Consider the following 26,885-nt stretch of genomic DNA (forward strand, 5'->3'; position numbering starts at 1 on the left):
CGTGAGCCAGGAACTTCAAAGCCTCAACCAAGCCGCACAGGAGTTGGATTCCGCTGACCCGCTAGCCGAGGTTCGCAAGGAGTTCATTGGCAGTGAGACGCCGTTGAGCTACCTCGACGGCAATTCCTTGGGCCGGCCCTTGCGCCGAACGGCCGAGGACATTAACGCCTTTATCCACCATTCTTGGGGCGGCAGGCTTATTCGTGGCTGGGACGAACAATGGCTCGAATTGCCTCAAGTCATTGGAGATCAGCTTGGCTCGGTGGCGCTCGGTGCAGCGCCGGGACAAACCGTCATTGCCGATTCCACCACGGTGATTTTGTACAAGCTAGTCAGGGCAGCTGTAGCGGCTACACAAAACCATGGAGCTGGAGGAGCGCCCTCGAGAACCGAGTTGGTTGTAGACACCGATAATTTCCCCACGGATCGCTATGTGATGGAAGGAATTGCCGAGGAACTCGGTATGACATTGCGGTGGATTCAAGCTGATCCGCTGAGCGGAGTGAGCCTTGAACAGGTGCAAGCGGTCGTCGGCGCCAGCACCGCCGTCGTCCTTCTTAGCCACGTTAGTTACCGTTCCGGATATATTGCTGACATGGCTGCGATCACCGCCGCCGTGCACGACGCCGGGGCACTAGTGGTGTGGGACCTATGCCATTCCGTGGGCGTACTAGAGCTTGCCCTGGACGAATGCGGGGTGGACTTCGCTGCTGGGTGCACGTACAAATACCTCAATGGTGGTCCAGGGTCGCCAGCCTTCGCGTACGTCAACCAGAGGCATTTGGCAACGCTGAAACAGCCAATCTGGGGTTGGATGGGACGCCGTGATGCCTTTGAGATGGCCCCTGGCTACCAAGCCGCCGACGGCATTCGAAGCTTCCTGAGCGGCACACCACCGGTATTTGGCATGCTTGCCGTCCGTGGAACCCTAGAGATCCTCGCTCAGGTGGGTATGCCAGCCGTGCGCGCCAAAGCCATAGAGCTGACCGAATTTGCGCTGCGCTGTTCTGAGCAGTTACTTGCCCCCTTGGGAGTTACCGTGGGCACACCCGGTGACCCAGCCCAGCGTGGTGGCCACATCACCATTAGCCACCAAGAATTTAGGGGCATGCTGGGTGGATTGTGGGAAGTCGATGTGATTCCGGATTTCCGTGCTCCGGATGCGCTGCGCATTGGACTATCACCGTTGAGCACTTCCTTTGCCGAAGTCTTGCGTGGAATGGTGGAAATCCGTGACCGACTGCACTTGCTGACTTCGACAACTTCGGGCCCCACCCTGTAAACTGGCATGTGGATCCGGCTGCAGTCCGTGGTTGCCTGATCCTGCATTTGCTATAAGCCGCTTTGGCGGTGGCAATGCAACCCGGCAGTGATCTACTGATCCGGGCCTCACGGCACAACTCTAGGAGTTATTGTGGCACTTGACGCCGCCATCAAGCAGCAGATCATGAAGGAATACGCAACGGGCGAAGCCGACACCGGCTCACCCGAGGTTCAGATTGCTGTGCTGTCCAAGCGCATCTCTGACCTGACGGAACACCTGAAGATGCACAAGCACGATCACCACACCCGCCGTGGCCTTATGGGCTTGGTAGGTCGTCGTAAGCGCATGCTGCGCTACCTGCACGACACTGACATCACGCGCTACCGTACGCTCATTGAGCGCCTCGGCCTGCGTCGCTAGTTAGACTGAGGGCGGTTCTTTCCCCATGGGGAAAGACCGCCTTCTTTCGCAGCACGGATAGCTTTCCGAGCTAGTAATTCAAAAAATCAATAGGAGTTTCAACCAGAAATCGCGCATTCGCGGTCCTCGGTAGTGATCTCCGGGAAGTGCTGGCCCGCTGGGCAGCACATAGGCCCGTGGATCTCGATCGAAGACCGGGTGTTGTACAGGCAGAACGTTCTGATCCTGGGCTGATTATGGTGGCTCCGCTAAGCAGAAACGGAGGTGACTCTCTTGGAGGGTCCCGAAATCCAGTTCTCAGAAGCCGTCATTGACAATGGCCGCTTCGGCAAGCGCGTTATTCGCTTTGAAACAGGCCGTCTTGCCAAGCAAGCAGCCGGTGCAGCAATGGTGTACATCGACGATGACACCGCGCTGCTTTCCGCAACCACCGCAGGCAAGTCCCCGCGCGAAGGGTTCGACTTCTTCCCGCTGACCGTGGACGTCGAGGAGCGTATGTACGCTGCTGGCCGTATCCCGGGCAGCTTCTTCCGCCGCGAAGGTCGCCCGTCCACGGAAGCCATTTTGGCTTGCCGTTTGATGGACCGCCCGTTGCGCCCGGCATTCGTCAAGGGCCTGCGCAACGAAGTACAGATCGTTGTTACCGTGTTGGCCATCAACCCGGACGAGCTCTACGACGTAGTAGCTATCAACGCATCCTCGATCTCCACCCAGCTCTCCGGTTTGCCGTTCTCGGGTCCCATCGGTGGTGTTCGTGTTGCACTCGTAGCTGACGAGCAGGGTTCACAGTGGGTCGCTTTCCCCAAGCACTCTCAGCTGGAGAACTCGGTCTTCAACATGGTTGTTGCCGGCCGCGTTGCCGGTGATGACATCGCCATCATGATGGTTGAAGCCGAAGCTACTGACAATGCTTGGAACCTCATCAAGGAACAGGGCGCAACTGCTCCTACCGAAGAAGTTGTTTCTGAGGGTCTCGAAGCTGCAAAGCCGTTCATCAAGGCGCTGTGTGAAGCACAGGCAGACTTGGCTGCTCGCGCTGCCAAGCCCACCGTTGAATTCCCGGTCTTCTTGGACTACGAAGATGACGTCTTCGCCGCTGTTGAGTCCGCTGCAGCCGAAAAGCTCGCCAGCGTCTTCCAGATCGCTGACAAGCAAGAGCGGGACAACGCCTCTGACGCGCTCAAGGACGAGGTCATTTCTGGCCTAGCCGCTGAGTTCGAAGGTCGCGAGAAGGAACTCTCCGCAGCATTCCGCTCGGTCACCAAGAAGGTTGTGCGCCAGCGCATCCTCAAGGACCAGATCCGTATTGACGGCCGCGGCTTGACGGACATCCGTCAGCTCACCGCCGAGGTTGAGGTTCTGCCGCGCGTACACGGTTCGGCAATCTTCGAGCGTGGCGAAACCCAGATTATGGGCGTCACCACCTTGAACATGCTCAAGATGGAACAGCAGATCGACTCGCTGTCTCCCGTCAAGACCAAGCGCTACATGCACAACTACAACTTCCCGCCGTACTCCACCGGTGAAACCGGCCGCGTTGGTTCCCCCAAGCGCCGCGAAATCGGTCACGGTGCCTTGGCAGAGCGTGCACTTGTGCCGGTATTGCCTTCACGTGAAGAATTCCCGTACGCCATCCGTCAGGTCTCCGAGGCACTCGGATCCAACGGTTCCACCTCCATGGGTTCGGTCTGCGCCTCAACGCTGTCCTTGCTCAACGCTGGCGTTCCGCTCAAGGCACCGGTTGCCGGTATCGCAATGGGCTTGGTTTCTGACCAGGTCGACGGCGAAACTCGCTACGCTGCTTTGACTGACATCCTCGGCGCCGAAGATGCCTTCGGTGACATGGACTTCAAGGTTGCCGGTACTTCTGAATTCGTTACGGCTATCCAGTTGGACACCAAGCTGGACGGTATCCCCGCTTCGGTTTTGGCCGCCGCACTCAAGCAGGCTCGTGAAGCCCGCTTGCACATCCTCGAGGTTCTCAACGCAGCGATCGATACCCCTGACGAGCTCTCTGAGTTCGCTCCTCGTGTTATCGCAGTGAAGATCCCCGTGGACAAGATCGGCGAGGTCATTGGCCCCAAGGGCAAGATGATCAACCAGATCCAGGAAGATACCGGCGCTGACATCTCGATCGAGGACGACGGAACCGTTTACATCGGTGCCACCAATGGTCCTTCGGCAGAGGCTGCACGCTCCGCTATCAACGCGATCGCCAACCCGCAGGTTCCGGAAATTGGCGAGCGTTACCTCGGTACGGTTGTCAAGACCACCACCTTCGGTGCATTCATCTCCTTGACCCCGGGCAAGGACGGCCTGCTGCACATCTCCGAACTGCGTAAGCTCGCCGGTGGCAAGCGCGTGGATAACGTGGATGACGTTGTTGGCGTTGGTCAGAAGATCCAAGTGGAAATCACCAAGATCGATGACCGCGGAAAGCTTTCGCTCTCTCCTGTTGTTGCTGAGGAAGAAGGCGCAGCGGTTGAGACCGAGCGCGTTCACTCCGAGGACGCTGCAGAAGGCGAAGACGCGTAATACATGACAATCATTCATTTGCCGCTGACCCCTGGCCACCACGGAGAAAGCACTGACGGCTCAGCCGTTCAAGGCCACTCCAGCCTGATCCACGGAGAAGCCGGTGGCGCACAAGTGCGTCGCTCGGTCCTCCCCGGTGGAGTGCGTGTCCTCACTGAGGCCATGCCAGGTCAGAGGTCAGCGACAATTGGATTTTGGGTTGGTGTTGGCTCGCGGGACGAAGCCGCGGGCCAACACGGCTCAACCCATTTCCTTGAGCACCTGCTGTTCAAGGGCACCAAAAAGCGCACAGCGCTAGAAATTGCCTCGGCTTTTGACGAGGTTGGTGGCGAATCAAACGCAGCCACCGCGAAGGAAAGTACCTGCTACTTTGCTCGCGTTTTGGATTCTGATCTGCCCATGGCCATTGATGTTATTGCGGACATGATCACCTCCGCGGTTTTGGATCCGGAAGAGCTTGAGCAAGAGCGCGACGTCATTCTTGAAGAGATCGCCATGGATAGTGACGATCCCACCGACGTTGCTCACGAAAATTTTGTTGCAGCAGTACTCGGTGCACACCCCCTAGGACGCCCCATTGGCGGAACGCCCGAGGCCATCAAAGCGGTTGGCCGCGAGGCTGTGTGGGAGCACTACCAGCGTTACTACCGGCCGGAAGAGCTAGTTATTACTGCTGCTGGTGGCCTAGACCATGATCAACTGTGTCAACAGGTCTTGGAAGCACTGCATCAAGCCGGTTGGAAGCTTGATCCTCAGGCTGCGCCAGTAGCCCGCCGCTCCACTGAGCCCGCTACTGTGACGGGTACCGAAGGTATGCACGTTATCAAGCGCCAAGTTGAGCAGGCCAACATCATTATGGGTTGCCCTTCAATTGTGGCCACTGACAGTCGCCGCTACGTGATGAGTGTGCTCAACGCTGTTCTGGGCGGCGGAATGTCTTCACGCCTTTTCCAAGAGATCCGCGAGAAGCGCGGTTTGGTTTACTCGACGTACTCCTTTGCGTCCGCTTACGCCGACGCTGGTTACTTTGGAATGTATGCGGGTTGCTCCCCAGCAAAAGTCCGCCAGGTGATTGAGCTTCTGGGCGTTGAGCTGGATAAGCTTGCCGAGCATGGCATTACTGGCGAGGAACTCCGCAAAGCTGTGGGGCAGCTCAGTGGCGGTATTGTTTTGGCCCTAGAAGATACCGGATCACGTATGTCCCGTTTGGGGCGCGCCGAGTTGGTTTCCGGTGAGTTCCAAGACATCGAAGAAACCCTCAGCCAGATCCGGGCCGTCACCGTTGAACAGGTGCAAGAGCTGGCGCAGTGGTTGGCTAAATCGCCGCGCACTGTCACTGTGGTTGGACCGTTCGAGGAAACTGAAGACTTCGGCCTCTAAGCCGAGTAGCCCTACTTTCGCTTAGCCGCCCGCAAAGGGCGGTAAAACATCAACCGTGTCATCGGCGTCGAGCATTATCTGATGGTGACGCGTTGCCACGCCGTTGAGCAAAAAACTGCTGCGCGCAAGCACCGTAGAAAGTGCCGGAGCGTTTGGGTCCTGAACGGAACGTTCGACGCCGAGGATCGCCTTCAAGAGGCCCTCCAAGGAGGTGCCACTAGGCAATTCCAGACGTTCTTCATCCGTGCCGGCGGCAGCGCTGGCCGCGGCAAAGTATCGAATCAGCACGTGCTAACCACCAATCGCGCTCATCGAGCGGTCAGGTTGTACAAATTCAGTGTCCCCAAGGCCCGTGTGACCCATACCGTGAGCCTTGGGTTTGGACCACATAGCGTTTTGCCACACGGCAGCTACGTCCTCATCCGAGGCACCAGAACGCAAGTGGGCCATCAGGTCGGTTTCCTCGCGGGAAAACAGGCAGCTCATGATTTTCCCTTCGGCAGTGACCCGAGTGCGTCGACAATCGGCGCAGAACGGTTCGGTAACCGAGGCAATAATCCCAACGGTCCCTAGAAGATCACCACCGGTGGTATCACTAGCACCTCGACGATGCCGTACCTCATACCGTTCGGCGGGGGCGCCGTCGCGCTCTCTTGGGTCCGGGCTCAAAACAAAGTCTTGTTCTAGTCCGCCACGGATTTCAGCGGCCGTAATCATGTCCGTCCGTGTCCAGCCGTGATCTGCATCCAGAGGCATCTGCTCAATAAAACGAAGTTCATAACCACGCTCCAGTGACCACTGCAGTAGCTCAGGGGCTTGAGCGTCGTTGATCCCGCGCATCAGCACTGCATTGATTTTGATCGGGCCCAATCCTGCGTCGCTGGCAGCCTCAATCCCCGCTAATACCCGGTCCAGAACGGGCCTGCGGGTGAGTTCAGCAAAGGTTTCGGCATGAATTGAATCTAAGGAGACGTTGATTCGGCTCAGGCCAGCGGCTTTGAGCGCTACTGCTTTGCGGTCCAAACCCACAGCATTGGTAGTCAGAGAGATCGGCAACTCCGGGTGAGCGTTCCGTAAACGCGTGATAATTTCCACGAGGTCAGCGCGCACCAGCGGCTCCCCACCGGTGAGGCGCAATTCGCGCACACCCAGCATCTCCACACCGATCCGGACAAGGCGCACAATCTCATCCGCGCTGAGAACGGCCTCGCGTTTGAGCCAATCTAGGCCTTCCGCGGGCATGCAGTAGGTGCAGCGCAAATTGCATTTATCCGTGAGCGAGAGGCGCATATCAGTGGCCTTGCGGCCAAAGCGGTCAATGAGACCGGCGGAAAGCTCTCCCGCAGTGCGCTGTATGTTCATCACTTCAGGCTACGCCACTTGCTGCCAAGGTGACCGGTGTGACGAGTTCTACCGGAAACTGCCATCACAGATTCACATCCTCCCATCAGCTAGACGGAGCATAGTGTTGTTTTATGCACAAGATCCCAACCGCCCGGCTGAAAAGGTGGGCCGCCGTGTCCGGAGTGGTAGCAGTGGGTGGGGGTGTTGCCGTTGGAGAGCTCGTGGCGGCGATTTTTTCGCCGTCACTCTCGCCGATCACAGCCGTAGGTGGGGCAGTGATCGATTCTTTTCCTCCTGGGGTTAAAGACTGGGCTGTTGGGCTTTTTGGCACCGCTGACAAACTTGTTTTTATTATGGTTCTTTGCGCTGTGCTGCTGGGGATGGCAGTTATCGCGGGGGTGGCCGAGTTCTCGCGCCGGTGGGCGGGGGTGGCCATTGTGGCCGTTTTTGGGGCCATTGGAATCGCGGGTGTTGCTTCACGGTCAGGAAGTAGCGCGCCCAGCCTGCTGCTACCAGTGCTCGACGCCGTGCTTGCAGCAGTGCTATTAACCTACTTTTCTCGTGCGGCACAACGGTCGGGAATGGCTCTGGGTGACGGCTCCGCTCCTGCCGTTTCTGCAGCACCAGCTCCCGCGGCAGCTACTGCTGCACGGCGGAAGTTCCTTGGTTCGCTCGCGTTTGCAACGGCAGCGGGTGCTGTGGCGGCTATTGCGGCGGGGACTGTCCGTTCAGCTGGGGCTGTAACAACATCTGCCAGAAACCTCATCCGGCTCCCTAAGCCGGCAGTAGCCGCGAAAGCACCGGCGGTGAGCGCAAATATTAACCTCCCCGGGTTAACTCCTTTGGTGACTGACAACGCTAATTTCTACCGGATAGACACTGCCTTGGTAGTGCCGTTTGTGAATCCTGATGGGTGGAAATTGCGCATCACCGGGATGGTTGATCATCAATTGGAGTTCACCCTGGACCAGATTTTGGCCATGCCGATGATCGAGCAGTACATCACTATCGCGTGTGTCTCCAACGAGGTGGGTGGGGACTTGATTGGCAATGCGCGCTGGTTAGGTGTTCCCGTTAAGAGTTTGTTGGCACAGGCCGGAGTGCAGCCGGGCGCAAACATGATTTTTTCCACGAGTGTTGACGGTTTTACAGCCAGTACTCCGCTCGAAGCTATGACGGATGGACGCGCGGCTGTCCTGGCGGTGGGCATGAATGGGGAGCCATTGCCAGCGGAGCATGGGTTTCCAGCCCGACTTATTGTGCCGGGTCTTTACGGCTTTGTCTCAGCCACCAAATGGATCAGTGAGATCAAGGTCAGTAGCTTTGGCAAAGATGTGGCCTATTGGTCCACACGTGGTTGGTCAGATCACGGGCCCATCAAAATGTCCTCGCGGATTGACACACCACGCCCGGGAGCTGTTGTTACTGCCGGGGAACTAGTCCTAGGCGGGATGGCGTGGGCTCAAGGAGACGGCGTATCTGCTGTGCAAGTCCGGGTGGATGGCGGCGAATGGATCGATGCGGTTCTTGCTACCGGCATCTCCAAAAACACTTGGGTTCAGTGGAGAGCCACCGTAACCTTGGCTGTTGGTGCACATAACGTTCAAGCGAGGGCAAAAAACGTCAGTGGGCAGTGGCAGATTGAAGCTGAGACGCCGGTAGCACCAGACGGTTCAACTGGCCTCCATACTGTCAACGTCACAGCAAAATAGAGCACAACAAGTTAGACCACCAGCAAATTTGATCATTCGAGCTGCCGGCACCCCGGCTACAGTGGAATCGAAATTATGGTGCTGAATATTTGAGAGGCTCGGTCCATGCGCACAGTCCTAGAGCACAGCACCGCCGTGCTTGAGCTTTTGAGTTCCCTTCCCAACAAGCTGGGGACTCAACAGTTACCGCTGGTTCAGGCTTTGGGACGTGCGCTGGCAAACGACGTCCACGCGCCAGTGTCCTTGCCACCTTTTGATAACTCACAAATGGATGGGTACGCCATCCGGGCCGCGGATCTGGGCCCCGATGGTGGCCCTTTGCCCCTAGTTGCCACCATTGCGGCAGGGACGGCAGCGTCAGATTTGCCGGCAGGTTACGCGGCACCGATTATGACTGGTGCCATGATGCCACCAGGTGCTGATGCGGTGATCCCCGTGGAAGCGGCCGCCCCCAATACCTTCGATTTCCTGAACGGGACTAATGAGGGCCTCACGGTAAGCCTGCCTCCTGTTACACGTGGTGCTTTTGTGCGCGAGCGCGGTGGTGACATCTTGGCGGGGGATGTGGCGTTGCGCGCCGGAACAGCTCTGGGCGCTGCCCAATTGGGGCTCCTCGCAGGTTTAGGTATTGCCACGGTTGAGGTCACAACCCTGCCCACAGCGCTGCTTTTGGCCACGGGAGATGAAGTTGTCCAGCCCGGCGGTGAACTCAATGCAGGTCAAATCTTTGACGCCAATTCAACCCTCTTGGCCGCGTCCATGGAGGCTGCTGGAGTGAAAGTTATCCAGTTGCGCGCTAGTGCGGATAACCCCGATGCCCTGCGAGCCCACTTGGATGAGGCCTTGGATGGTGTGGAGCTGATCGTCACAAGCGGTGGGATCAGCAAGGGTGCGTTTGAAGTGGTTCGCCAAGCGATGGCGGGGGATTCCGCCGTCGTAGACTTTGTCAGCGTGGCCATGCAGCCAGGCGGGCCGCAGGGCCTAGGCACGTACCGAGGGGTTCCGTTGCTGGCTTTCCCCGGCAACCCGGTGAGTTCTTTGCTTTCCTTCGAGATGTTTCTTCGCCCGGCCCTGACCTCACTCTTTGGCTCGCCAGCGCCGCGACCTGTGGTCCGCGCCAAACTTCGCGAACCGCTCAGCTCGCCCCGGGCAAAACACCAATTGCGGCGGGCCGTCTTGCACGCGGATGGCACAGTGGAAGTTATGGGCGGGCCGGGTTCACACCTGCTGAGCGCAGCCGCTGCATCCAATGCTGTGGTTCATGTCCCGGTGGATGTTCAGGAGCTTAAGACCGGCGCCGACGTGGAAGTATGGATGTTGTGAAGCCAGCAGATTCCTCCCGAACTCCAGCAACGCAGCCGTCGTTGACGCATCTGCGTGCCGACGGCAGCGCGCACATGGTTGATGTGAGCGCCAAAGCCGCCACAACGCGCCAGGCCACCGCGCAGGCAGTGGTGAACACTACCGTCGAAGTGTTGAGCCTGCTCACCAGCGGCGGGCTTCCCAAGGGGGATGCGTTGTCCGTGGCTCGGATCGCCGGCATTATGGCAGCGAAAAAGACTCCCGAGCTGGTTCCGCTGTGCCATCCTCTGCCATTGAGCAAAGTCACTGTGGACTTTGAAACCGGCGAAACCTCGGTGACTGTTTTGGCCACCGTCAAGACCTTGGGTGTGACAGGTGTTGAGATGGAAGCGTTGACGGCCGCTAGTGTTGCAGCGCTGAGCGTTTACGACATGATCAAGGCCGTGGATAAACATGCAGTGATCACCGACATTTTGGTCCAGGCAAAAAGCGGCGGCAAAAGCGGGGATTGGAAACTATGAACAGCACCATCAGGCGCGCTGGCGTTGTGATCGCCTCCACTCGAGCTGCGAGCGGTCAGTACCAGGATCTCACCGGGCCGGTGATTGTTGACTGGCTAGTTGAGCACGGTTTTGAGATCCACGCACCAGTTGTAGTGCCCGACGGCGGGGCGGTGGGTGCTGCTCTTCGCGGACTTTTGCTAACTAAACCCTCGGTGATTATCACCAGTGGCGGCACGGGCTTGAGCCCGGATGATCAAACCCCGGAGCAAACGTTGCCTCTCATTGACCGCCAGATCCCGGGCATTATGGAGGCGCTACGAGCTGCTGGGCGTGAGAACACACCGATGGCTATGTTGAGCCGCGGCTATGCCGGAATGGCGGGGAACTGTTTTGTAGTGAATCTGCCTGGCTCCCCGCACGCAGTAATGGATGGGCTCAGTCTGTTGGACCCCGTTTTAGCGCATTTGTGTGAGCAGGTGGACGGCAGTCATGAGCACTAACGTTGCACACGCTGTTTTGTCAGCAGAGCCCATTTCCGTTGATCAGGCTAGTGCCGCCGTCGCGCATTCCACGGCTGGTGCAGTGGTTGGTTTTTCGGGTGTGGTCCGCAACCACGACGGCGGCAAAGCCGTCACACGTCTGGCGTACAGCGCCCATCCCAGCGCCGAAGCCGTGCTTGCCAAGGTTCTGGCCGAAGTGGTTGCAGAAGCCGGAGATGGAGTCCGCATTTGGGCCGCCCACCGGGTGGGCGATCTGGAGATTGGTGACACTGCTCTGGCGTGTGCTGTCTCGGCGGCGCACCGTGGCGAGGCCTTCCGTTGGTGCTCCGAATTGGTTGATCGGATCAAGGCCGAAGTGCCCATTTGGAAGCAACAATTTTTTGCGGACGGCACCCAAGAGTGGGTAGGCGTAGGGGAGTAGTTGAGCTCGACGGTAGGCTTGGAACCATGAGCAAAACGATTTCCGTGGCCCTGCTTGGTGCCTCAGGACGAATGGGTGCTGAGGCCGTTAAGGCCATCGAAGCAGCACCGGATCTGAACTTAGTTGCAAGCTTGGGGCGCAACGATTCGCTGGAGTCTATTCTGGCCAGCGGCGCCACCCACGTGGTGGACCTTACCGTCCCGGAAAGCACTGAAGCTAACGTTCGCTTCGCTGTGGAGCACGGGCTCCACGCGGTGGTTGGCACCACGGGATGGGACGCCAAGCGCTGCGATGCCCTGCGTGAATTACTGGCAGAACACCCAGAGACCGGTGTGCTCATCGCCCCGAACTTTGCTCTTGGATCGGTGTTGGCTTCAGCATTTGCAGCCAAAGCCGCGCAATACTTCGAATCAGTTGAAGTGATTGAACTACATCACCCCAACAAGGTAGACGCACCTTCTGGCACAGCCGTGCGCACCGCTCAGTTGGTGGCTGCAGCGCGTGCCGAGGCGGGGGTGGCCAAGAGCCCCGATGCCACAACCAGTGACCCTGACGGCGCACGTGGGGCCGAAGTGGATGGTATTCGGGTCCACAGTGTTCGCTTGCGCGGACTCGTGGCCCACCAAGAGGTTCTTTTAGGTTCAGCCGGAGAACAACTGACCATTCGTCACGATTCCTTTGACCGTGCCTCATTTATGCCAGGCGTCCTGCTGGGGCTTCGTGAAGTCGCAGCTCACCCCGGTCTAACCGTGGGCCTAGATGGCTACTTGGATCTGGGCCTCTGAGGCGTGAGTACTATTCTGGAAACTTTTAAACGGAACCGCACCAAAATTTGGGTAGGAGCCATCACGCTCTTGCTCGCGTTCTATCTGGTGGTGACCTTCCAACGGGCTGTGCTGTTTTTGTTGGATCCTAGCTGGATCGCCAAAGCCATTGGTCTTGCGTACCTACTGTTACCCATTGTTGGCGTTTGGGCGTTGGCTCGTGAACTAATCTTCGGTGCCCGCACCGAGCAAATGGCTCGCATCCTTGAAACAGAGGGTGGGCTGCCGGTGGATAACTTGCCGCGTACCCCCGGTGGACGAATTGTGCGAGCAGCGGCAGACGCCGAATTTGCCAAATATCAGGCAGAAGCTGAAGCAGATCCAGACAACTGGCGCTCTTGGTTCCGGCTCTCGTGCGCGTACGACGCCGCAGGGGACCGTAAGCGTGCCCGTTCGGCGATGCGTGACGCCATCAAACTCTTCCGTAACTAGCACTACCCTCGGCAGGCTCAGAGAAGATCGGGCCGAACATCAGTAATATGACACATTCGGGCATGCTTTGACGTGGATCACGTGTGCCCCATTGCCGCATCTGAGCAGATTCAAGGTAACGTTTTTTACATGGCCGAATCTAATCTCCGCACCCACACCTTTGGAACCTTGGCGACCGCAATGGTCACCCCGTTTTCTGAGGACGGAACCGTTGATTACAAACAAGCCCAAGAGCTCGCCACCAAGCTTGTCGACGACGGCTGCGACGCCTTAGTGGTTACCGGAACTACGGGCGAGACGTCCACTCTGACGGATGAAGAAAACCTGGGTATGTTCCGGGCTGTTAAAGAAGCAGTTGGTTCTCGCGCCACCATTATTGCCGGTACAGGTACCAATGACACTGCACACTCCGTTCATTTGTCCCAAGAAGCGGCAAAGCTCGGTGTGGACGGTCTGCTCATTGTCACCCCTTACTACAACAAGCCCAGCCAAGCCGGTGTCAAAGCACACTTCGAGGCTGTGGCCTCGTCCACTGACCTTCCTGTGATGGTTTATGACATCCCGGGCCGTTCCTCCATTGCCATCGCTCCGGAAACAATGATCGCCTTGTCCAAGCACCAGAACATCGTGGCCGTCAAGGATGCCAAGGCTGACTTTGCCGCTGCTACCCGCGTGATGGCAGAAACGGATCTGGACTTTTACTCGGGCGACGACGGACTGACCCTGCAGTGGATGGCCCTAGGCGCCGTCGGCCTTATTGGTGTCACCACGCACGTAGCCACCGCGAAGTTCCGTCAGTTGATCGATGCGATCAACGCGAACGACCTTGCCACGGCCCGTACGCTAAATTTTGAACTGGAACCCGTGGTGCGTGCCACCATGACGCGAGTCCAGGGCGCTGTAGCCGCCAAACAGATTCTCAAGTGGCAGGGAGTCCTGCCCAACTCGGTTGTTCGATTGCCCCTCGTGGAGCCGGACGAGACTGAGACAGCAATCATCCGCGAGGACTTGGCAAGTGCCGGTTGGGTGTTGGGCGAATAGTCCAGCAGCTGGCCAGCTACTGCCTGGAAAGTAGCCAAATATGACTCAAACTGCCCTGCCTAGTCTGACGACCCCACCCAAACTCAAAAACGGCACTCTACGAATTGTGCCGCTGGGTGGTCTCGGCGAGATCGGCCGCAACATGGCTGTATTCGAGATCAACTCCAAGCTCCTGATTGTTGACTGCGGTGTGCTCTTCCCCGAGGAGACACAGCCCGGTGTTGACCTGATCCTGCCGGACTTCTCCTACATCGAAGACCGCCTCGATGACGTAGTGGGTGTTGTTCTGACTCACGGTCACGAGGACCACATCGGCGCTGTTCCGTACCTTTTGCGCCTTCGCAAAGACATCCCGCTCATCGGCTCGCAGCTGACCCTGGCCCTGATTGAGGCCAAGCTTCAAGAACACCGGATCAAGCCGTACACCTTGACCGTTGAAGAAGGCCAGATTGAACAGTTCGGTCCCTTTGAATGTGAGTTTGTAGCGGTTAACCACTCCATCCCGGATGCTCTCGCTGTGTTTATCCGCACCGAGGGTGGCACAGTGCTGCACACTGGCGACTTCAAGATGGACCAGTTGCCTCTTGATGGCCGCATCACCGATCTGCGTCACTTTGCCCGATTGGGTGAAGAAGGCGTTGACCTGTTTATGGCTGACTCCACCAACGCTGACGTTCCTGGTTTCACCACGGCCGAACGCGAGATTGGCCCCACCCTGGATCGTCTCTTCGGCGAGGCCAAAAAGCGGATCATTGTGGCATCGTTCTCTTCACACATTCACCGTGTGCAGCAAGTCCTTGACGCTGCTGCAAAGCACAACCGCTCGGTAGCCTTTGTGGGCCGTTCCATGGTCCGCAATATGCAGATCGCCGCCAAGCTGGGCTACTTGAACGTACCCAAGGGCATCTTGGTGGACCTCAAAAACGTGGACAACCTTCCAGACCACAAAGTGGTTCTGATGTCTACAGGTTCACAGGGTGAGCCCATGGCCGCACTCTCCCGTATGGCATCCGGTGAGCACCGCGTGAACGTTGGCGAGGGGGACACTGTCATCCTGGCCTCAAGCCTGATCCCGGGTAACGAGAACGCCGTCTACCGTGTTATCAACAGCCTGCTCAAGCTTGGTGCTGACGTTATTCACAAGGGCAACGCTAAGGTTCACGTCTCCGGCCACGCCGCCGCAGGAGAGCTCCTCTACTGCTACAACATCCTTGAACCGCTCAACGCTATGCCGGTCCACGGTGAAACCCGCCACCTGATTGCCAACGGCAAGATCGCCGAAGTGTCTGGTGTTCCTGCCGAGAGCGTGATCCTCGGCGACAACGGAACCGTTGTAGACCTTCGAGATCACGAGGCCAACATTGTTGGTCAGGTTGAAGTCGGGTTTGTCTACGTGGATGGATCCAGCGTTGGCGAAATCACTGATGCAGACCTCAAAGATCGTGTCATCCTCGGTGATGAAGGCTTCATTTCGGTGATCACGGTCATCAACCGGACCACCGGCCAAATCTTGTCCGGTCCGGAGATCCACGCCCGTGGTGTGGCAGAGGATGATTCGGTCTTTGACGAGATCATCCCCAAGATCAACCAGGCTCTGCAGGAGGCAGTACTCGCGCACAACGATCACACTGCGCACCAATTGCAGCAGGTTGTTCGCCGCGTTATTGGCACCTGGGTAAACCGCCGTTTGCGCCGCCGTCCGATGATCATCCCGGTGGTTCTCGAAGCATAAAACTACTCTGCGAGGAGTTCAGCTCTCCGCTTAGCTGTGGCAACACAGCCGCCCAATGGCCCTGAAATCCGCGGATTTCAGGGCCATTTCCGGTAGCGTGGCGAGTATGGCGACTCGTACTTCCTCCGCGCCAAAGGGAAATCCACGCGGCAAAACCAGCACCACCCCAGCTCGGAGCCGCTCCGGCGCCGGGGCTAAAAGCGGTGCCCCCACGGCTCGCACGCGCCAAGTGGCCGTCGTCGAACCTCAATCAAATGCACTGGTCAGAGGCATAACCGGCGCGTGGCGGGGCCTTGGCCACGTCATTGGTGCCGGTGTGCGCAGGATTGGGCATGACGTTAGCGGGATTGAACCGAGTGAACGCCGCGATGGTGCAGCCCTCTTCAACCTCGTGCTAGCTGTTTTTATCGCCACCTTTGCATGGTGGGGCTTCACCGGATGGTTTGCCGAGGCAGTTGGAAATATTGTTGAGGGCACCTTCGGCTGGATGTCACTTGTGTTGCCCTTGATACTCCTAGTCTGCGCTTTCCGGTTGTTCCGCAAGCCACAGGACGGCCGAGGGAACAACCGCATCGGCATCGGTTTTTTGGTCATGACCGTTTCGGGGACCGGAATAGCCCACATGATCGGTGGCCAACCATCTGTTGCCGATGGCTTTGCAGGATTGCGCCAAGCCGGAGGTATCCTCGGGTTCTTGGCGGCCTCGCCCTTTGCCGCGATCCATAGCGTTGTGCCGTATGTGATCTTCATTGCGCTGGCATTTACCTCGTTGCTGATTGTGACGGCTACTCCTTTTGGAGCCATTCCACGCCGTATCCGTGAGGGCTACGAGCACCTGATGGGCTTGGACTTGGAGGAGCCCAACCCGGATGAACACGATCGTAGTTACCTCGAAGAGCACAGCAATCGCGGATCCAAGGTCAAAGCTCCGCGCAAAAAGATGCGCCTCTTTGGCAGGGACCAGGACATTGACCCAGCTTTGGATGGCTACGTGGGTGATGAGGCCTTCGAGCGTGCCGTTATCGAGGAGGCTGAAGCAGCGGAAGCTGCGAAAGAGCCTCAGGTTGCGCCCGGTGTTCGCCGTCCTACCCAGGCGGAGATCGCCGTGGAGAAGATCAAAGCGGCCCAAGGGTTGGGCAAGGTCAGTTCAGCACCGGCACCTGTTGACCCGGACGCCACTGCAGCAATTCCCATTGTTCCTGGCGCAGTACCGGTGGTTCCCTCCACACCGGTGGCACCAGTGCCACCTACTCCCATTCCGCAACGCACCGAGCAACTTTCCTTGGCTGGGGACGTGACGTACACCCTGCCTGACTCAGAAATTTTGGTGCCGGGAAGTGCCCCGAAGGAACGCACCGAAGCCAACGACGCTGTTGTGGCTGCTCTCACGGACACTCTTGAGCAGTTCAACGTAGACGCCAAGGTCACCGGATTTAGCCGTGGACCAACCGTGACTCGCTACGAAATTGAGCTGGCCCCGGGCACCAAGGTGGAGCGTGTGACGGCGCTGTCCAAGAACATCTCCTATGCCGTTGCCTCAAGTGATGTTCGTATCTTGAGCCCCATCCCCGGCAAATCAGCCATTGGTATCGAGATTCCGAACACGGACCGTGAAACGGTGTCCCTGGGTGACGTGCTGCGAAGCCACAACGCGCGCCGAACTGATCACCCCATGGTGATGGGTGTGGGTAAAGACGTTGAGGGTGGTTTTGTTGTAGCCAACCTTGCCAAGATGCCGCACTTGCTGGTGGCTGGTGCTACTGGTGCAGGTAAGTCGTCCTTTGTGAATTCGATGATCACCTCGTTGCTGATGCGCGCCACACCGGACGAAGTCCGAATGGTCATGGTGGACCCCAAGCGAGTGGAACTGACAGCCTATGAAGGTGTTCCGCACCTGATCACGCCGATCATTACCAACCCCAAAAAGGCCGCCGAAGCACTCCAGTGGGTTGTGCGCGAAATGGACGCCCGGTACGACGACCTCGCCAACTACGGCTTCAAACACATTGATGACTTTAATAAGGCAGTGCGCGCAGGGAAGGTTCACCCGCCGGTGGACTCCAAACGTGTCATCCGCCCGTACCCTTACTTGCTCGTGATTGTGGATGAGCTTGCGGACTTGATGATGGTTGCGCCGCGCGACGTTGAAGATTCGATTGTTCGTATCACCCAGCTGGCGCGTGCTGCAGGTATTCACCTAGTTTTGGCTACTCAGCGCCCGTCGGTGGACGTAGTAACGGGTCTGATTAAAGCCAACGTTCCCTCCCGTATGGCTTTCGCAACCTCATCCGTCACAGACTCCCGAGTGGTCTTGGACCAGCCGGGTGCTGAGAAACTCATCGGTCAAGGTGATGCCCTGTTCTTGCCTATGGGCGCGTCCAAAGCTATGCGTGTTCAAGGCGCGTGGGTTACGGAATCGGAAATCCACCAGGTGGTTGAGCACGTTAAGGGTCAGCTGAAGGTTAGCTACCGTGAAGACGTTGCCGTCGAGACGCAAAAGAAACAGATCGACGACGACATCGGAGACGATCTGGACGTGCTCCTCCAAGCCACTGAGCTTGTGGTCACCACCCAGTTTGGTTCCACCTCGATGCTGCAACGCAAGCTCCGTGTTGGTTTTGCCAAGGCCGGACGTCTGATGGACCTGCTGGAGTCTAGGGGAGTGGTTGGTCCTTCTGAAGGTTCCAAGGCCCGGGACGTGCTTGTTAAGCCCGATGATCTGGCGGCTGTGATGGCCGCGATGCGAGGAGATGATGCTCCGGCAGCTGCTGCGGCACCTGACGCAACCACCGCCGCGCTGCAAGACAACGCCAACGCCAACCACCAAACCGGTGGCTACGGTGAGGACCTTGTGGCTCAGGATCTGGAAGCTCGCGCACAAAGCGTTCAATATTACGACGGCGCCGACGACGATGATGAGTCCGGCGAAGACGCTTGGTCACTCACCGGCCGCTAATCGGTCAGTTCCAGCCCAACAAGCAAAGGTAGCCTTGAGACGTGAGCACTAGCGAGACTTCCCCCGCAAAGATCTGGAACCTGCCGAATATTTTGACCATGCTGCGCATTGCACTGGTGCCATTTTTTGTGTGGTTCCTACTTGCCGATGCGCCGGGCGGGTCACCCATGCACGGCGGATGGCGTTGGGCGGCTGTTGTGGCGTTTGCGGTGGCCATCTACACCGATAAGTTGGACGGCGATATTGCCCGAAGTCGTGGGCTTGTGACCGACTTCGGTAAAATCGCAGATCCCATTGCGGACAAACTGCTCATTGGCTCAGCGCTGGTAGTGCTCTCGATCCTGGCTGAACTACCCTGGTGGGTCACGATCGTTATTTTGGTCCGGGAGTGGGGCATTACGGGCTTGCGCTTTTTTGTGATCCGCTACGGTGTTATCCCAGCTTCCCGCGGTGGCAAGCTTAAAACGGTTGTCCAAACCATCGCCATTTTCTTGTACATCATGCCCTTGGGCTCGATCGCATCGTGGCTCGGTGTTGTGGCGTTTATCGTGATGCTGGTGGCAGTACTGATCACCGTGTGGACTGGTGTGGAGTACGTGGTGGCAGCAATGCGTTTACGCGCTGCCGGAAAGGCAGCCGCAGCCGCCGGCCCTGCTCCTCAAACGAAGGACGGCGAAGCGTGAGTTTGAGCGCCGTAGATCAACTAGCCGCCGACGTCGTTCTTTCTGCGGTGCGTCAAAATCTGACCATCGCCACGGCGGAATCCCTCACGGCCGGCCAAGTCGCAGCGACCCTTGCCAATATTTCTGGTGCATCAGCGGCCTTTCGCGGAGGTGTGGTCGCCTACCACAACGACGTCAAGGCGAAGATCCTCGGAGTTGATTCAGAGTTACTGGCTACCGCGGGCTCCGTGGATCCGAACGTAGCGCTGGCTATGGCAGCTGGCGCCCGTGAGGCGTGCGGGGCAGATCTAGCGGTCAGCACTACAGGCGTTGCGGGGCCGGATCCACACGATGGCAAAAGTGTGGGGACAGTTTTTATAGCGGTGGCCTCGGCAACCAGCGCGGAAGTATTCGAGTACATGTTCGACGGCGACCGGGGCCAGATTCGTGCGGAAAGCACAGAGGCAGCGCTTCGGCGTCTTGTTCAGGCGCTGGATGGGGCACTAGATAACGCCTGAAACCGAGGGTAGAGTCTTTGGGAACAAATCTTGCACGCCGTTAGTTGTTACATTGTGTCGCTTCTAAGAACCGAAGCGATCTAGGATGAAACCAAGAAGTCGTACCGCAAACGAGCGGACGATGTGTCAGAGGAGCAAGACGATACAGATGGTAAAGCAGCCCGTATCCGTAAACGGCGTGGTGCGCTGGAAGGATGTGGGTTTGGCTCAGCAGACTAAAAGCGAGCAGAAGGAGCGCAAGATGGTAGTGCTACGTCACGAGATCGGTGATGTTCTCCGGGATGTCCGCCAACGTCAGGGCCGTACCCTCCGCGAAGTCTCCCACAGTGCCCGCGTGTCCTTGGGGTATTTGAGTGAGGTAGAACGCGGCCAAAAGGAAGCATCCTCGGAATTGTTGTCCTCAATCTGCACCGCACTGGATGTTCCCTTGTCCACGATGCTGCGTGAAGTGAGTGACCGTGTTGCGGTGGCCGAAGGCGTAGCTGTCCCGGACACCGTTCCTCAGGAATTCGCACGCCGCTACGGCCATGACCTCAACGCTGAACTGCGTGAGGAACTGGATAAGAACCTGGTGACGTCCGTCCGCTAACAGTTCCGGGACTTATTCGTCCCGGCTGAAGCCGTCGCGCTCGTACAAGGTGTTGAGCTTGGCCATGTGCTGAGCCAACGCCTCGAGCTCGACGACGGGCCACTCACCCAAACGCTCTCGAAACACTTCTCGCCGAGCGTCTTGTACATGGTGCATTTTCTCCTCACCGGATTCGGTGAGGCTGATGGTCTGCGCCCTGCCGTCGAGCGGGTCCGCCCGCTTAACCACCAGGCCAATCCGCTCCAAGAAAGTGATTTGCCTGCTGACGGATGGTTTTCCAACACCCAAATAGGCTGCGAGCTCAGTGAGGCGCATGGGCCCCTCTTTGCGCAAGATGGTCAACAATCCATAAGCGGCGGGGTCCATATCAGGATGAACCTGACGCGAGAGCCTGTGCGAGATGGACCTGCCTCGACGCCACAAAACACTCAGCTGTTGTTCTACTGAACGGACAATGGCGTCCCGAGCTTCATCGCTTTCACCGTTGCCAGTTGGTTCGCTTGGCGGCATGCTGGCGGCGGGCGTGGATGAATTGCTCATACTCACCATTCTAAAGTGGCGTGCCGTGAGAGACTGACTCAGTGCGAATGAGTGAGTTTTGGCGATTGATGGATGACGAATTTGGTGCAGGCTACTCTCGTGTAGTGGCATCGACCATAACTCTCGCTGCTTTCCCCGGGAAGACCGCTATGGAAGCCCTCGCAGCGGGGGAGCGCCCCAAAAGTGTTTGGTTGGCAGTGTGTGACGTCCAAGACGTCCCCGCCTACCGCCGGCTCGGCCGGGACATAAAACCAAAGGATATCTAGGCCTGACCTTTGACACGCCCAGCGGATTGTTCGAATATCTGTTCGGATAGATATATGCTCCTTGAGAGAAGTTGAACCACGGACTCCGCGAGATTTTCCAAGAAATTTTCGACGTTTATCCACATAGGGAGTCTGGGCCGTTCAAATTGTCTTAGGCCGCGGATAGCTTCGGTTAGGACAGCAAATACAAGGATCGCCGCTGCGGCGCTGGTCCAGAGCAGAAAGCATTAGAGGTGGACCATGGCGGCAGCACCAGATCGTGAAAAAGCGCTTGAAGCAGCGCTTGCACAGATTGATAAGCAGTATGGCAAGGGCTCAATCATGCGGCTCGGTGATGAGATTCGTGCGCCCATTGAAGTGATCCCTACCGGTTCCATCGCCTTGGATGTGGCTCTGGGTATAGGTGGCCTGCCTCGCGGTCGTGTTGTAGAGATCTACGGCCCGGAGTCATCAGGTAAAACCACTGTGGCTCTTCACGCTGTGGCCAACGCTCAGCGCAATGGTGGAATCGCCGCATTTATTGATGCCGAGCATGCCCTAGATCCCGAATACGCTGCCAAGCTTGGTGTGGACACTGACGCACTCTTGGTCTCTCAGCCTGACACCGGCGAGCAAGCACTTGAAATCATGGACATGCTTATTGGTTCAGGTTCCTTGGACATTGTGGTCATTGACTCCGTAGCGGCCCTTGTTCCTCGCGCTGAAATCGAAGGCGAAATGGGTGACAGCCACGTTGGTCTGCAGGCCCGCTTGATGTCGCAAGCGCTGCGTAAGATCACCGGTCGTTTGAGCCAGACCAAAACCACTGCAATCTTTATCAACCAGCTGCGTGAAAAGATCGGCGTTTTCTTTGGCTCCCCGGAAACCACCACCGGTGGTAAGGCGCTGAAGTTCTACGCCTCGGTTCGCATTGACGTTCGTCGAATCCAGACCTTGAAGGAAGGCGCCGATTCGGTCGGTAACCGCACCAAGGCCAAGATCGTTAAGAACAAGATGGCCCCGCCCTTTAAGGTCGCCGAGTTCGACATCATCTATGGTTCCGGTATTTCCCGTGAGGGCGGCATCATTGATATGGGTGTTGAGCATGGTTTGATCAAGAAGTCCGGCTCATGGTTCACCTATGACGGTGACCAGCTGGGCCAAGGTATGGAAAACTCTCGCCGCTTCTTGCGTGACAACCCCGAGCTGGCAGATGAGCTTGAGCGTTTGATCAAGGAAAAGCTGGGTGTTGGAGTGAAGCCCGTCGCTGCTGACGAGGGCAAAGACAACCCTAAGCTGAAGGCCGTTGACGGCTTCTAAGGACTGGCGAAAGCCAGTAGAGCTGGATGAAGATGCGGACCCCGTTGCGGTAGCGCGCGCCATCGTTTTACGTCAGTTGACCGCGGCTCCTCGCAGTCGCGGTCAACTGGCTACGAAGCTTGCGCAGCGCGGTGTTCCAGAGCATGCTGCCGAGCAAGTTCTTGACCGCTTTGAAGAACTAAAACTTATTGATGACGCTGAGTTTGCGCAGTTATGGGTTCGAAGCCGTTCTGAGCATCGTTCTCTAGCCAAAGGCGCCCTTCGCCGCGAGCTTGCGGATAAAGGTATTGCTCCCGAACTCGCCGAAGAAGCACTGGGGCAACTCAGTGACGAGCAAGAAGTACGGCAAGCCAAGGAGCTGCTGACGCGCAAGCTCCGTTCAGCGAAGGCCCCGGAGGGGCGCGAGGAGCGGGACAAATTGGTTCGTAGACTCGCCTCCATGCTTGCCCGCAAAGGCTACGCTCCCGGCATGGCCTTCCAGCTCACGAATGAAGCCTTACAAAAGTGGCAAGGCAGCGAACTTTAGGCCTCAGATAAGCCGGTACCCTTAATGGGTGAGTTTGACCCAGCCTGAAACCATGACCGAATCTTCCGAAGCTACGTTTATTCAAGCCGTGACGGATGCAGCAGCCTCCGCTGGCCAAGAGCGCCAACGCACCTATCAAGTGCGCACTTTCGGCTGCCAAATGAACGTCCACGATTCCGAGCGTATGGCCGGCCTTCTCGAAGACGCAGGTATGGTGGCCTCCACCGATGACGTGGCTGACGTTGTGGTTTTTAACACCTGTGCAGTACGCGAAAACGCTGACAACAAGCTCTACGGAAACTTAGGAATGCTGGCCTCGGTCAAGGCCGCTAACCCAGGCATGCAGATTGCCGTGGGTGGGTGCTTAGCCCAGAAAGACCGCGACACCATCTTGCGCAAAGCCCCTTGGGTAGACGCAGTATTTGGAACGCACAATGTTGGCGCCCTGCCCACGCTCTTGGAGCGGGCCCGCCACAACAACGAAGCGCAACTGGAGATCCTCGAATCCCTCGATGTTTTCCCCTCCACCTTGCCCACTAAACGTGACTCGGTCTACTCCGCGTGGGTTTCCATCTCGGTTGGCTGTAACAACACCTGCACGTTCTGCATTGTCCCTTCGCTGCGAGGCAAAGAGAAAGACCGTCGCCCCGGGGAAATCTTGGCAGAAATTCAGGCACTCGTTGATGACGGTGCCATCGAAGTCACTTTGCTGGGACAAAACGTAAACTCTTATGGCGTCGAGTTCGGTGAGCGCGATGCTTTTAGTAAGCTCTTGCGAGCCTGCGGCGAGATCGAGGGTCTAGAGCGGGTGCGCTTCACTAGTCCCCACCCGGCTGCCTTCACAGACGACGTGATTGATGCCATGGCTGAAACTCCCAACGTGATGCCGCAACTGCATATGCCGTTGCAATCTGGCTCGGACAAAATCCTCAAGGACATGCGCCGGTCCTACCGTTCCACCAAGTTCTTGGGCATCTTGGACAAAGTCCGCGAGCGTATGCCTGACGCTGCCATTTCCACGGACATCATTGTGGGTTTCCCCGGAGAAACGGAAGAGGATTTCCAAGCAACTTTGGACGTGGTGGAAAAATCCCGGTTCGCCACAGCCTTCACCTTCCAGTACTCCAAACGTCCTGGAACACCTGCCGCAGAGCTCGAAAACCAGCTGCCCAAGGCAGTGGTGCAGGAGCGCTTCGAGCGCCTTACGGCCCTGCAAGACCGTATTGCTGCAGAAGAGAACGCAAAACAAGTTGGCAAGCGCGTAGAAGTTATGGTGACGGCTCACGCGGGCCGTAAGTCTGAGCAAACCCACCGCTTGACTGGCCGTTCCAAAGATCAGCGGCTTGTTCACTTCTCTGTACCGGAAGGCGCTGAACAGCCCCGCCCGGGCGATCTGGTGACAGTGACCATCACGGACGCCGCTGCCTTCCACCTGGTTGCAGATCCGGCCAACGCCTCCGAATACACTCTGCGGCGTTCCCGTGCAGGCGACGCTTGGGACCGTTCGCAAGCAGATTCATGTGGTGTCCCGGTTGCCCCCGGTACTCCGTCAAACGCAACGCGCAAGGGCGTTTCTTTGGGAATGCCGTCGCTGCCAGCACCCCGCAGGTGAGTACAGCCGCACCAGAGGTGATTGCCGTCGTCGGACCTACCGGCTCTGGCAAGTCCGATCTTGGGGTGTCCTTGGCGCTGGAACTCGACGGCGAGGTGATTAATGCTGACGCCATGCAGTTCTACCGAGGTATGGACATCGGCACAGCCAAAATCACCATAAAAGAACGCCGAGGGGTCCCACACCACTTGCTGGACATCTTGGACATTCGCTCCGAGGCGAGTGTGGCGGACTATCAAAGCTCCGCACGCGCGATTATTGAGGACATCCATTCCCGCGGTAAGCGTGCCATCTTGGTGGGTGGATCCGGCCTCTACATCCGTGCTGCTTTGGATCATCTTGAGTTTCCTGGTCATGATCCTGAGGTCCGCAAAAGACTTGAAGCGGAACTGGAATCCGAAGGGCAAGCAGCACTGCTGGATCGCTTACGTAAGGTGGATGCGGTCTCGGCTGAACGCGTGGGCGATGCTCGGCGCATCATCCGCGCACTAGAGGTTTTTGAAATCAGCGGCCGGCCGTTCAGCTCCTACATGCCCGAACGCAACTATTTCCAAGCGGCGATACAGATTGGGCTCAACACCGAGCGCGAGCTGCTCCGCGAACGCCTTGGTGCCAGGGTCCACGCGATGGTGGATGCAGGGCTCCTCGAAGAAGTTCAGCGCCTAGATGCGCTTGGTCTGCGCGAAGGAAAAACGTCATCCCGCGCTTTGGGGTATTCACAGTTTTTGCAAGTGATCGACGGTCAACTGAGTGTGAGTGAGGCTATCGAGCAGACCATTGTGGCAACACGCCAATTTGCTCGCCGTCAATCAACCTGGTTCCGCGCTGATCCTCGTATTAATTGGCTCGACTGGCGAGATCAGAACCTTCTGCACAAGGCCCTAGCTGTAGTCTTAAGGGCATGACTTTAGAGCCGACTCCCATGACCTCAAGTACTGAGCTAGAAGCATTGCGCGGCCTTGCTTTTTCCAAAGGACATGGCACCGGCAATGACTTTGTTCTGGTCTCAGATCCTGAAGGAACTACGGAGATCTCAGCCAGCGCTGTAGCAGCACTATGCGATCGCCACATCGGGATCGGAGCGGACGGACTCATCCGGGCCGTACCCAGCGCCTTGATCGCTGAAGGTCAGCAGCTCCTAGCGTCTAATCCTGCCGCCCAATGGTTTATGGACTACCGCAACGGTGATGGCTCCATCTCCGAAATGTGTGGCAACGGCGTCCGGGTATTTGTGCACTTTTTGACCGTCCAGGGCTTAGTGGAACTGGCGGTGGGGCAATCGCTCACCATTGGTACCCGGGCCGGGGTGCGCGAGGTTGTTCGCACCGCCACAGGTTACGCCGTTGACATGGGTGCTTGGAGCTTTATCGCACCCGATGAAGCTGATGCCAAGGGCATGGATGCCATGGTCACCGCACACGGTTTGGACGTGGCCCGGCCAGCCCTTTCCGTCAGTATGGGCAATCCACACACGGTAGTGGCACTTGCTGAGAACAAAGAACTCGAAGCTCTTGAACTTTTCACCGCACCAGGCGTAGATCCTGTTCCTGTTGCCGGAACCAACGTGGAATTCGTGGTTCCCGCCGAGCCGCTAGTTCACGATGGTGTAGGCCACATTTCAATGCGTGTTTTCGAACGCGGTGTGGGCGAAACACAGTCATGCGGTACCGGTGCCTGCGCAGCGGCAACGGCAATTCGTTACTGGGCCGGTGACGGCGCCCCGGATCATTGGAGCGTTAAAGTTCCCGGCGGCGTTGTAGCTGTGAAGTTCTTTGCTGTGCCAGGTGATAGCGAACACGTAGAGCTCAGCGGCCCGGCCGTGATTGTGGCTAGCGGGACAATCGCGTAACGCGTAAAACGCGGAAAGATTTCGACGTCGACGCGCGGCTAACGCTGAACTCCTCACCAAGATCATCGGCTAGCCAGCGTTGCAAGGAGTCAGCACCCAAATTTTTCTGCACCACCAGCCATGCATTGCCTTCCGGTGCCAGTCTTGGCAGCCACAAACGCAAAAGCGAGTGCAGCTCCTCTTTCCCAATCCGGATCGGGGGATTGGACCAGATGGTGTCAAAGCGAAGCTCTGGATCAACCTCATCTGGAAGGCTCGCCTGGACGTTACTCAGGCCCAACGATGCAGCATTTTCTTGGGTTAGCGTGACGCAACGGTTATTAACGTCCACTGCGTAGACCTGGGCCTCGGGGGAGTGCAATGCCAAACTCAAGGTGATGGGGCCCCAGCCACAACCAATGTCCAGCAGGTTCCCGGTGCTCGAGGGCGGTGGTACGTCAGCCAAGAAAACGGCTGTACCTTTGTCGATCGCATCGGGGCTGAAAATCCCAGAAGACGTCTGTAGATGACGCTCTTCACCGAGCAAAGTGACAGTCAATGGCTTGCGAATAAAGGGACCAGCCGGTTCGGCGCTGAAGTAATGTGCGGACTCCATAATGCGCCCACAGTATCGCCTTGGCAGTCCTTAGTGCACCTTGGGAGCGTTCACGCGGAGCGA

The 26,885-nt window shown here is 57.7% G+C and carries 27 protein-coding genes; 23 read left to right on the forward strand and 4 right to left on the reverse strand.

Features of this window, described 5'->3' with window-relative positions; translation table 11 throughout:
• Window position 1 precedes the first annotated feature (1 nt).
• The 4 genes from ACQR35_RS08260 to ACQR35_RS08275 all read left to right on the forward strand — a co-directional run bounded on the left by ACQR35_RS08260 (window position 2) and on the right by ACQR35_RS08275 (window position 5,599).
• Window positions 2–1,282: a kynureninase gene (locus ACQR35_RS08260; protein WP_430269765.1), complete on the forward strand. Its 1,281-nt coding sequence runs from the start codon at window positions 2–4 to the stop codon at window positions 1,280–1,282.
• Window positions 1,283–1,414: 132 nt separating this feature from the next.
• A complete protein-coding gene (gene rpsO, locus ACQR35_RS08265; protein WP_430268750.1) occupies window positions 1,415–1,684 on the forward strand; it encodes a 30S ribosomal protein S15 in 270 nt (89 codons plus the stop codon).
• Window positions 1,685–1,957: 273 nt separating this feature from the next.
• The gene (locus ACQR35_RS08270; protein ID WP_430268756.1) at window positions 1,958–4,219 is read left to right on the forward strand and encodes a polyribonucleotide nucleotidyltransferase; all 2,262 of its coding nucleotides are present in this window, start codon (window positions 1,958–1,960) and stop codon (window positions 4,217–4,219) included.
• Window positions 4,220–4,222: 3 nt separating this feature from the next.
• Window positions 4,223–5,599: a M16 family metallopeptidase gene (locus ACQR35_RS08275; RefSeq protein ID WP_430268749.1), complete on the forward strand. Its 1,377-nt coding sequence runs from the start codon at window positions 4,223–4,225 to the stop codon at window positions 5,597–5,599.
• A gap of 21 nt (window positions 5,600–5,620) precedes the next feature.
• On the opposite strand, the gene ACQR35_RS08280 is transcribed toward ACQR35_RS08275, so the two are convergent.
• Together ACQR35_RS08280 and moaA are read right to left on the reverse strand one after the other, a co-directional pair.
• Complete coding sequence (locus ACQR35_RS08280; RefSeq protein ID WP_430268748.1) at window positions 5,621–5,887, reverse strand: MoaD/ThiS family protein; 267 nt, start codon at window positions 5,885–5,887, stop codon at window positions 5,621–5,623.
• Between the two features lie 3 nt (window positions 5,888–5,890).
• Entirely contained in the window at window positions 5,891–6,961 is a 1,071-nt protein-coding gene (gene moaA / locus ACQR35_RS08285; protein ID WP_430268747.1) for a GTP 3',8-cyclase MoaA, read from the reverse strand.
• A gap of 113 nt (window positions 6,962–7,074) precedes the next feature.
• Here moaA and ACQR35_RS08290 point away from each other — a divergent pair, with 113 nt between their 5' ends.
• From ACQR35_RS08290 to ACQR35_RS08350, 13 genes are all read left to right on the forward strand, one after another.
• The gene (locus tag ACQR35_RS08290; protein WP_430269766.1) at window positions 7,075–8,655 is read left to right on the forward strand and encodes a molybdopterin-dependent oxidoreductase; all 1,581 of its coding nucleotides are present in this window, start codon (window positions 7,075–7,077) and stop codon (window positions 8,653–8,655) included.
• A gap of 105 nt (window positions 8,656–8,760) precedes the next feature.
• Window positions 8,761–9,978, forward strand: coding sequence for a molybdopterin molybdotransferase MoeA (locus tag ACQR35_RS08295; protein ID WP_430269767.1), 1,218 nt, complete (start codon window positions 8,761–8,763; stop codon window positions 9,976–9,978).
• Window positions 9,966–10,478, forward strand: coding sequence for a cyclic pyranopterin monophosphate synthase MoaC (moaC, locus tag ACQR35_RS08300; RefSeq protein ID WP_430268744.1), 513 nt, complete (start codon window positions 9,966–9,968; stop codon window positions 10,476–10,478). The genes ACQR35_RS08295 and moaC overlap by 13 nt, the downstream gene beginning before the upstream one ends.
• On the forward strand, window positions 10,475–10,960 hold the full coding sequence (locus ACQR35_RS08305; RefSeq protein ID WP_430268743.1) for a MogA/MoaB family molybdenum cofactor biosynthesis protein: 486 nt from the start codon (window positions 10,475–10,477) through the stop codon (window positions 10,958–10,960). Before moaC ends, ACQR35_RS08305 begins: the two co-directional genes overlap by 4 nt.
• The gene (locus ACQR35_RS08310) at window positions 10,950–11,381 is read left to right on the forward strand and encodes a molybdenum cofactor biosynthesis protein MoaE (protein WP_430268742.1); all 432 of its coding nucleotides are present in this window, start codon (window positions 10,950–10,952) and stop codon (window positions 11,379–11,381) included. The genes ACQR35_RS08305 and ACQR35_RS08310 overlap by 11 nt, the downstream gene beginning before the upstream one ends.
• 26 nt (window positions 11,382–11,407) lie before the next feature.
• Window positions 11,408–12,166 (forward strand): 4-hydroxy-tetrahydrodipicolinate reductase, encoded by a 759-nt coding sequence (gene dapB / locus ACQR35_RS08315; protein WP_430268741.1) that lies wholly within the window; start codon window positions 11,408–11,410, stop codon window positions 12,164–12,166.
• A gap of 3 nt (window positions 12,167–12,169) precedes the next feature.
• Window positions 12,170–12,637: a hypothetical protein gene (locus tag ACQR35_RS08320; RefSeq protein WP_430268740.1), complete on the forward strand. Its 468-nt coding sequence runs from the start codon at window positions 12,170–12,172 to the stop codon at window positions 12,635–12,637.
• Window positions 12,638–12,766: 129 nt separating this feature from the next.
• Window positions 12,767–13,678, forward strand: coding sequence for a 4-hydroxy-tetrahydrodipicolinate synthase (gene dapA / locus ACQR35_RS08325; RefSeq protein ID WP_430268739.1), 912 nt, complete (start codon window positions 12,767–12,769; stop codon window positions 13,676–13,678).
• Window positions 13,679–13,718: 40 nt separating this feature from the next.
• Window positions 13,719–15,410 carry a ribonuclease J gene (locus ACQR35_RS08330; RefSeq protein WP_430268738.1) on the forward strand — a complete coding sequence of 564 codons (1,692 nt, stop codon included), beginning with the start codon at window positions 13,719–13,721 and terminating at the stop codon, window positions 15,408–15,410.
• Window positions 15,411–15,516: 106 nt separating this feature from the next.
• Window positions 15,517–18,366, forward strand: coding sequence for a DNA translocase FtsK (locus ACQR35_RS08335; RefSeq protein ID WP_430269768.1), 2,850 nt, complete (start codon window positions 15,517–15,519; stop codon window positions 18,364–18,366).
• Between the two features lie 41 nt (window positions 18,367–18,407).
• Complete coding sequence (gene pgsA, locus ACQR35_RS08340; RefSeq protein WP_430268736.1) at window positions 18,408–19,049, forward strand: CDP-diacylglycerol--glycerol-3-phosphate 3-phosphatidyltransferase; 642 nt, start codon at window positions 18,408–18,410, stop codon at window positions 19,047–19,049.
• Window positions 19,046–19,546 carry a CinA family protein gene (locus ACQR35_RS08345; protein WP_430269769.1) on the forward strand — a complete coding sequence of 167 codons (501 nt, stop codon included), beginning with the start codon at window positions 19,046–19,048 and terminating at the stop codon, window positions 19,544–19,546. The genes pgsA and ACQR35_RS08345 overlap by 4 nt, the downstream gene beginning before the upstream one ends.
• A 148-nt stretch (window positions 19,547–19,694) precedes the next feature.
• Window positions 19,695–20,135 carry a helix-turn-helix domain-containing protein gene (locus ACQR35_RS08350; RefSeq protein WP_430268734.1) on the forward strand — a complete coding sequence of 147 codons (441 nt, stop codon included), beginning with the start codon at window positions 19,695–19,697 and terminating at the stop codon, window positions 20,133–20,135.
• A gap of 12 nt (window positions 20,136–20,147) precedes the next feature.
• Here ACQR35_RS08350 and ACQR35_RS08355 read toward each other — a convergent pair whose 3' ends face one another.
• Window positions 20,148–20,675, reverse strand: coding sequence for a MarR family winged helix-turn-helix transcriptional regulator (locus ACQR35_RS08355; protein ID WP_430268733.1), 528 nt, complete (start codon window positions 20,673–20,675; stop codon window positions 20,148–20,150).
• Between the two features lie 41 nt (window positions 20,676–20,716).
• Here ACQR35_RS08355 and ACQR35_RS08360 point away from each other — a divergent pair, with 41 nt between their 5' ends.
• The 6 genes from ACQR35_RS08360 (at window position 20,717) to dapF (ending at window position 26,227) form a co-directional block, all read left to right on the forward strand.
• Window positions 20,717–20,941: a DUF3046 domain-containing protein gene (locus ACQR35_RS08360; RefSeq protein ID WP_430268732.1), complete on the forward strand. Its 225-nt coding sequence runs from the start codon at window positions 20,717–20,719 to the stop codon at window positions 20,939–20,941.
• A 240-nt stretch (window positions 20,942–21,181) separates the two neighbouring features.
• Entirely contained in the window at window positions 21,182–22,240 is a 1,059-nt protein-coding gene (gene recA, locus ACQR35_RS08365; RefSeq protein ID WP_430269770.1) for a recombinase RecA, read from the forward strand.
• On the forward strand, window positions 22,227–22,766 hold the full coding sequence (locus ACQR35_RS08370; protein WP_430269771.1) for a regulatory protein RecX: 540 nt from the start codon (window positions 22,227–22,229) through the stop codon (window positions 22,764–22,766). Before recA ends, ACQR35_RS08370 begins: the two co-directional genes overlap by 14 nt.
• 52 nt (window positions 22,767–22,818) lie before the next feature.
• The gene (gene miaB, locus ACQR35_RS08375) at window positions 22,819–24,378 is read left to right on the forward strand and encodes a tRNA (N6-isopentenyl adenosine(37)-C2)-methylthiotransferase MiaB (RefSeq protein ID WP_430269772.1); all 1,560 of its coding nucleotides are present in this window, start codon (window positions 22,819–22,821) and stop codon (window positions 24,376–24,378) included.
• Window positions 24,375–25,283: a tRNA (adenosine(37)-N6)-dimethylallyltransferase MiaA gene (gene miaA, locus ACQR35_RS08380; protein WP_430269773.1), complete on the forward strand. Its 909-nt coding sequence runs from the start codon at window positions 24,375–24,377 to the stop codon at window positions 25,281–25,283. The genes miaB and miaA overlap by 4 nt, the downstream gene beginning before the upstream one ends.
• Window positions 25,280–26,227: a diaminopimelate epimerase gene (gene dapF, locus ACQR35_RS08385; protein WP_430269774.1), complete on the forward strand. Its 948-nt coding sequence runs from the start codon at window positions 25,280–25,282 to the stop codon at window positions 26,225–26,227. Before miaA ends, dapF begins: the two co-directional genes overlap by 4 nt.
• Here dapF and ACQR35_RS08390 read toward each other — a convergent pair.
• Entirely contained in the window at window positions 26,208–26,822 is a 615-nt protein-coding gene (locus ACQR35_RS08390) for a class I SAM-dependent methyltransferase (protein WP_430268726.1), read from the reverse strand. The two genes, dapF and ACQR35_RS08390, sit on opposite strands and share 20 nt — an antisense overlap.
• Window positions 26,823–26,885 lie beyond the last annotated feature (63 nt).

It is taken from the genome of Pseudarthrobacter sp. J1738 (assembly GCF_050490315.1).
Classification (GTDB): Bacteria; Actinomycetota; Actinomycetes; order Actinomycetales; family Micrococcaceae; genus JBNPEO01.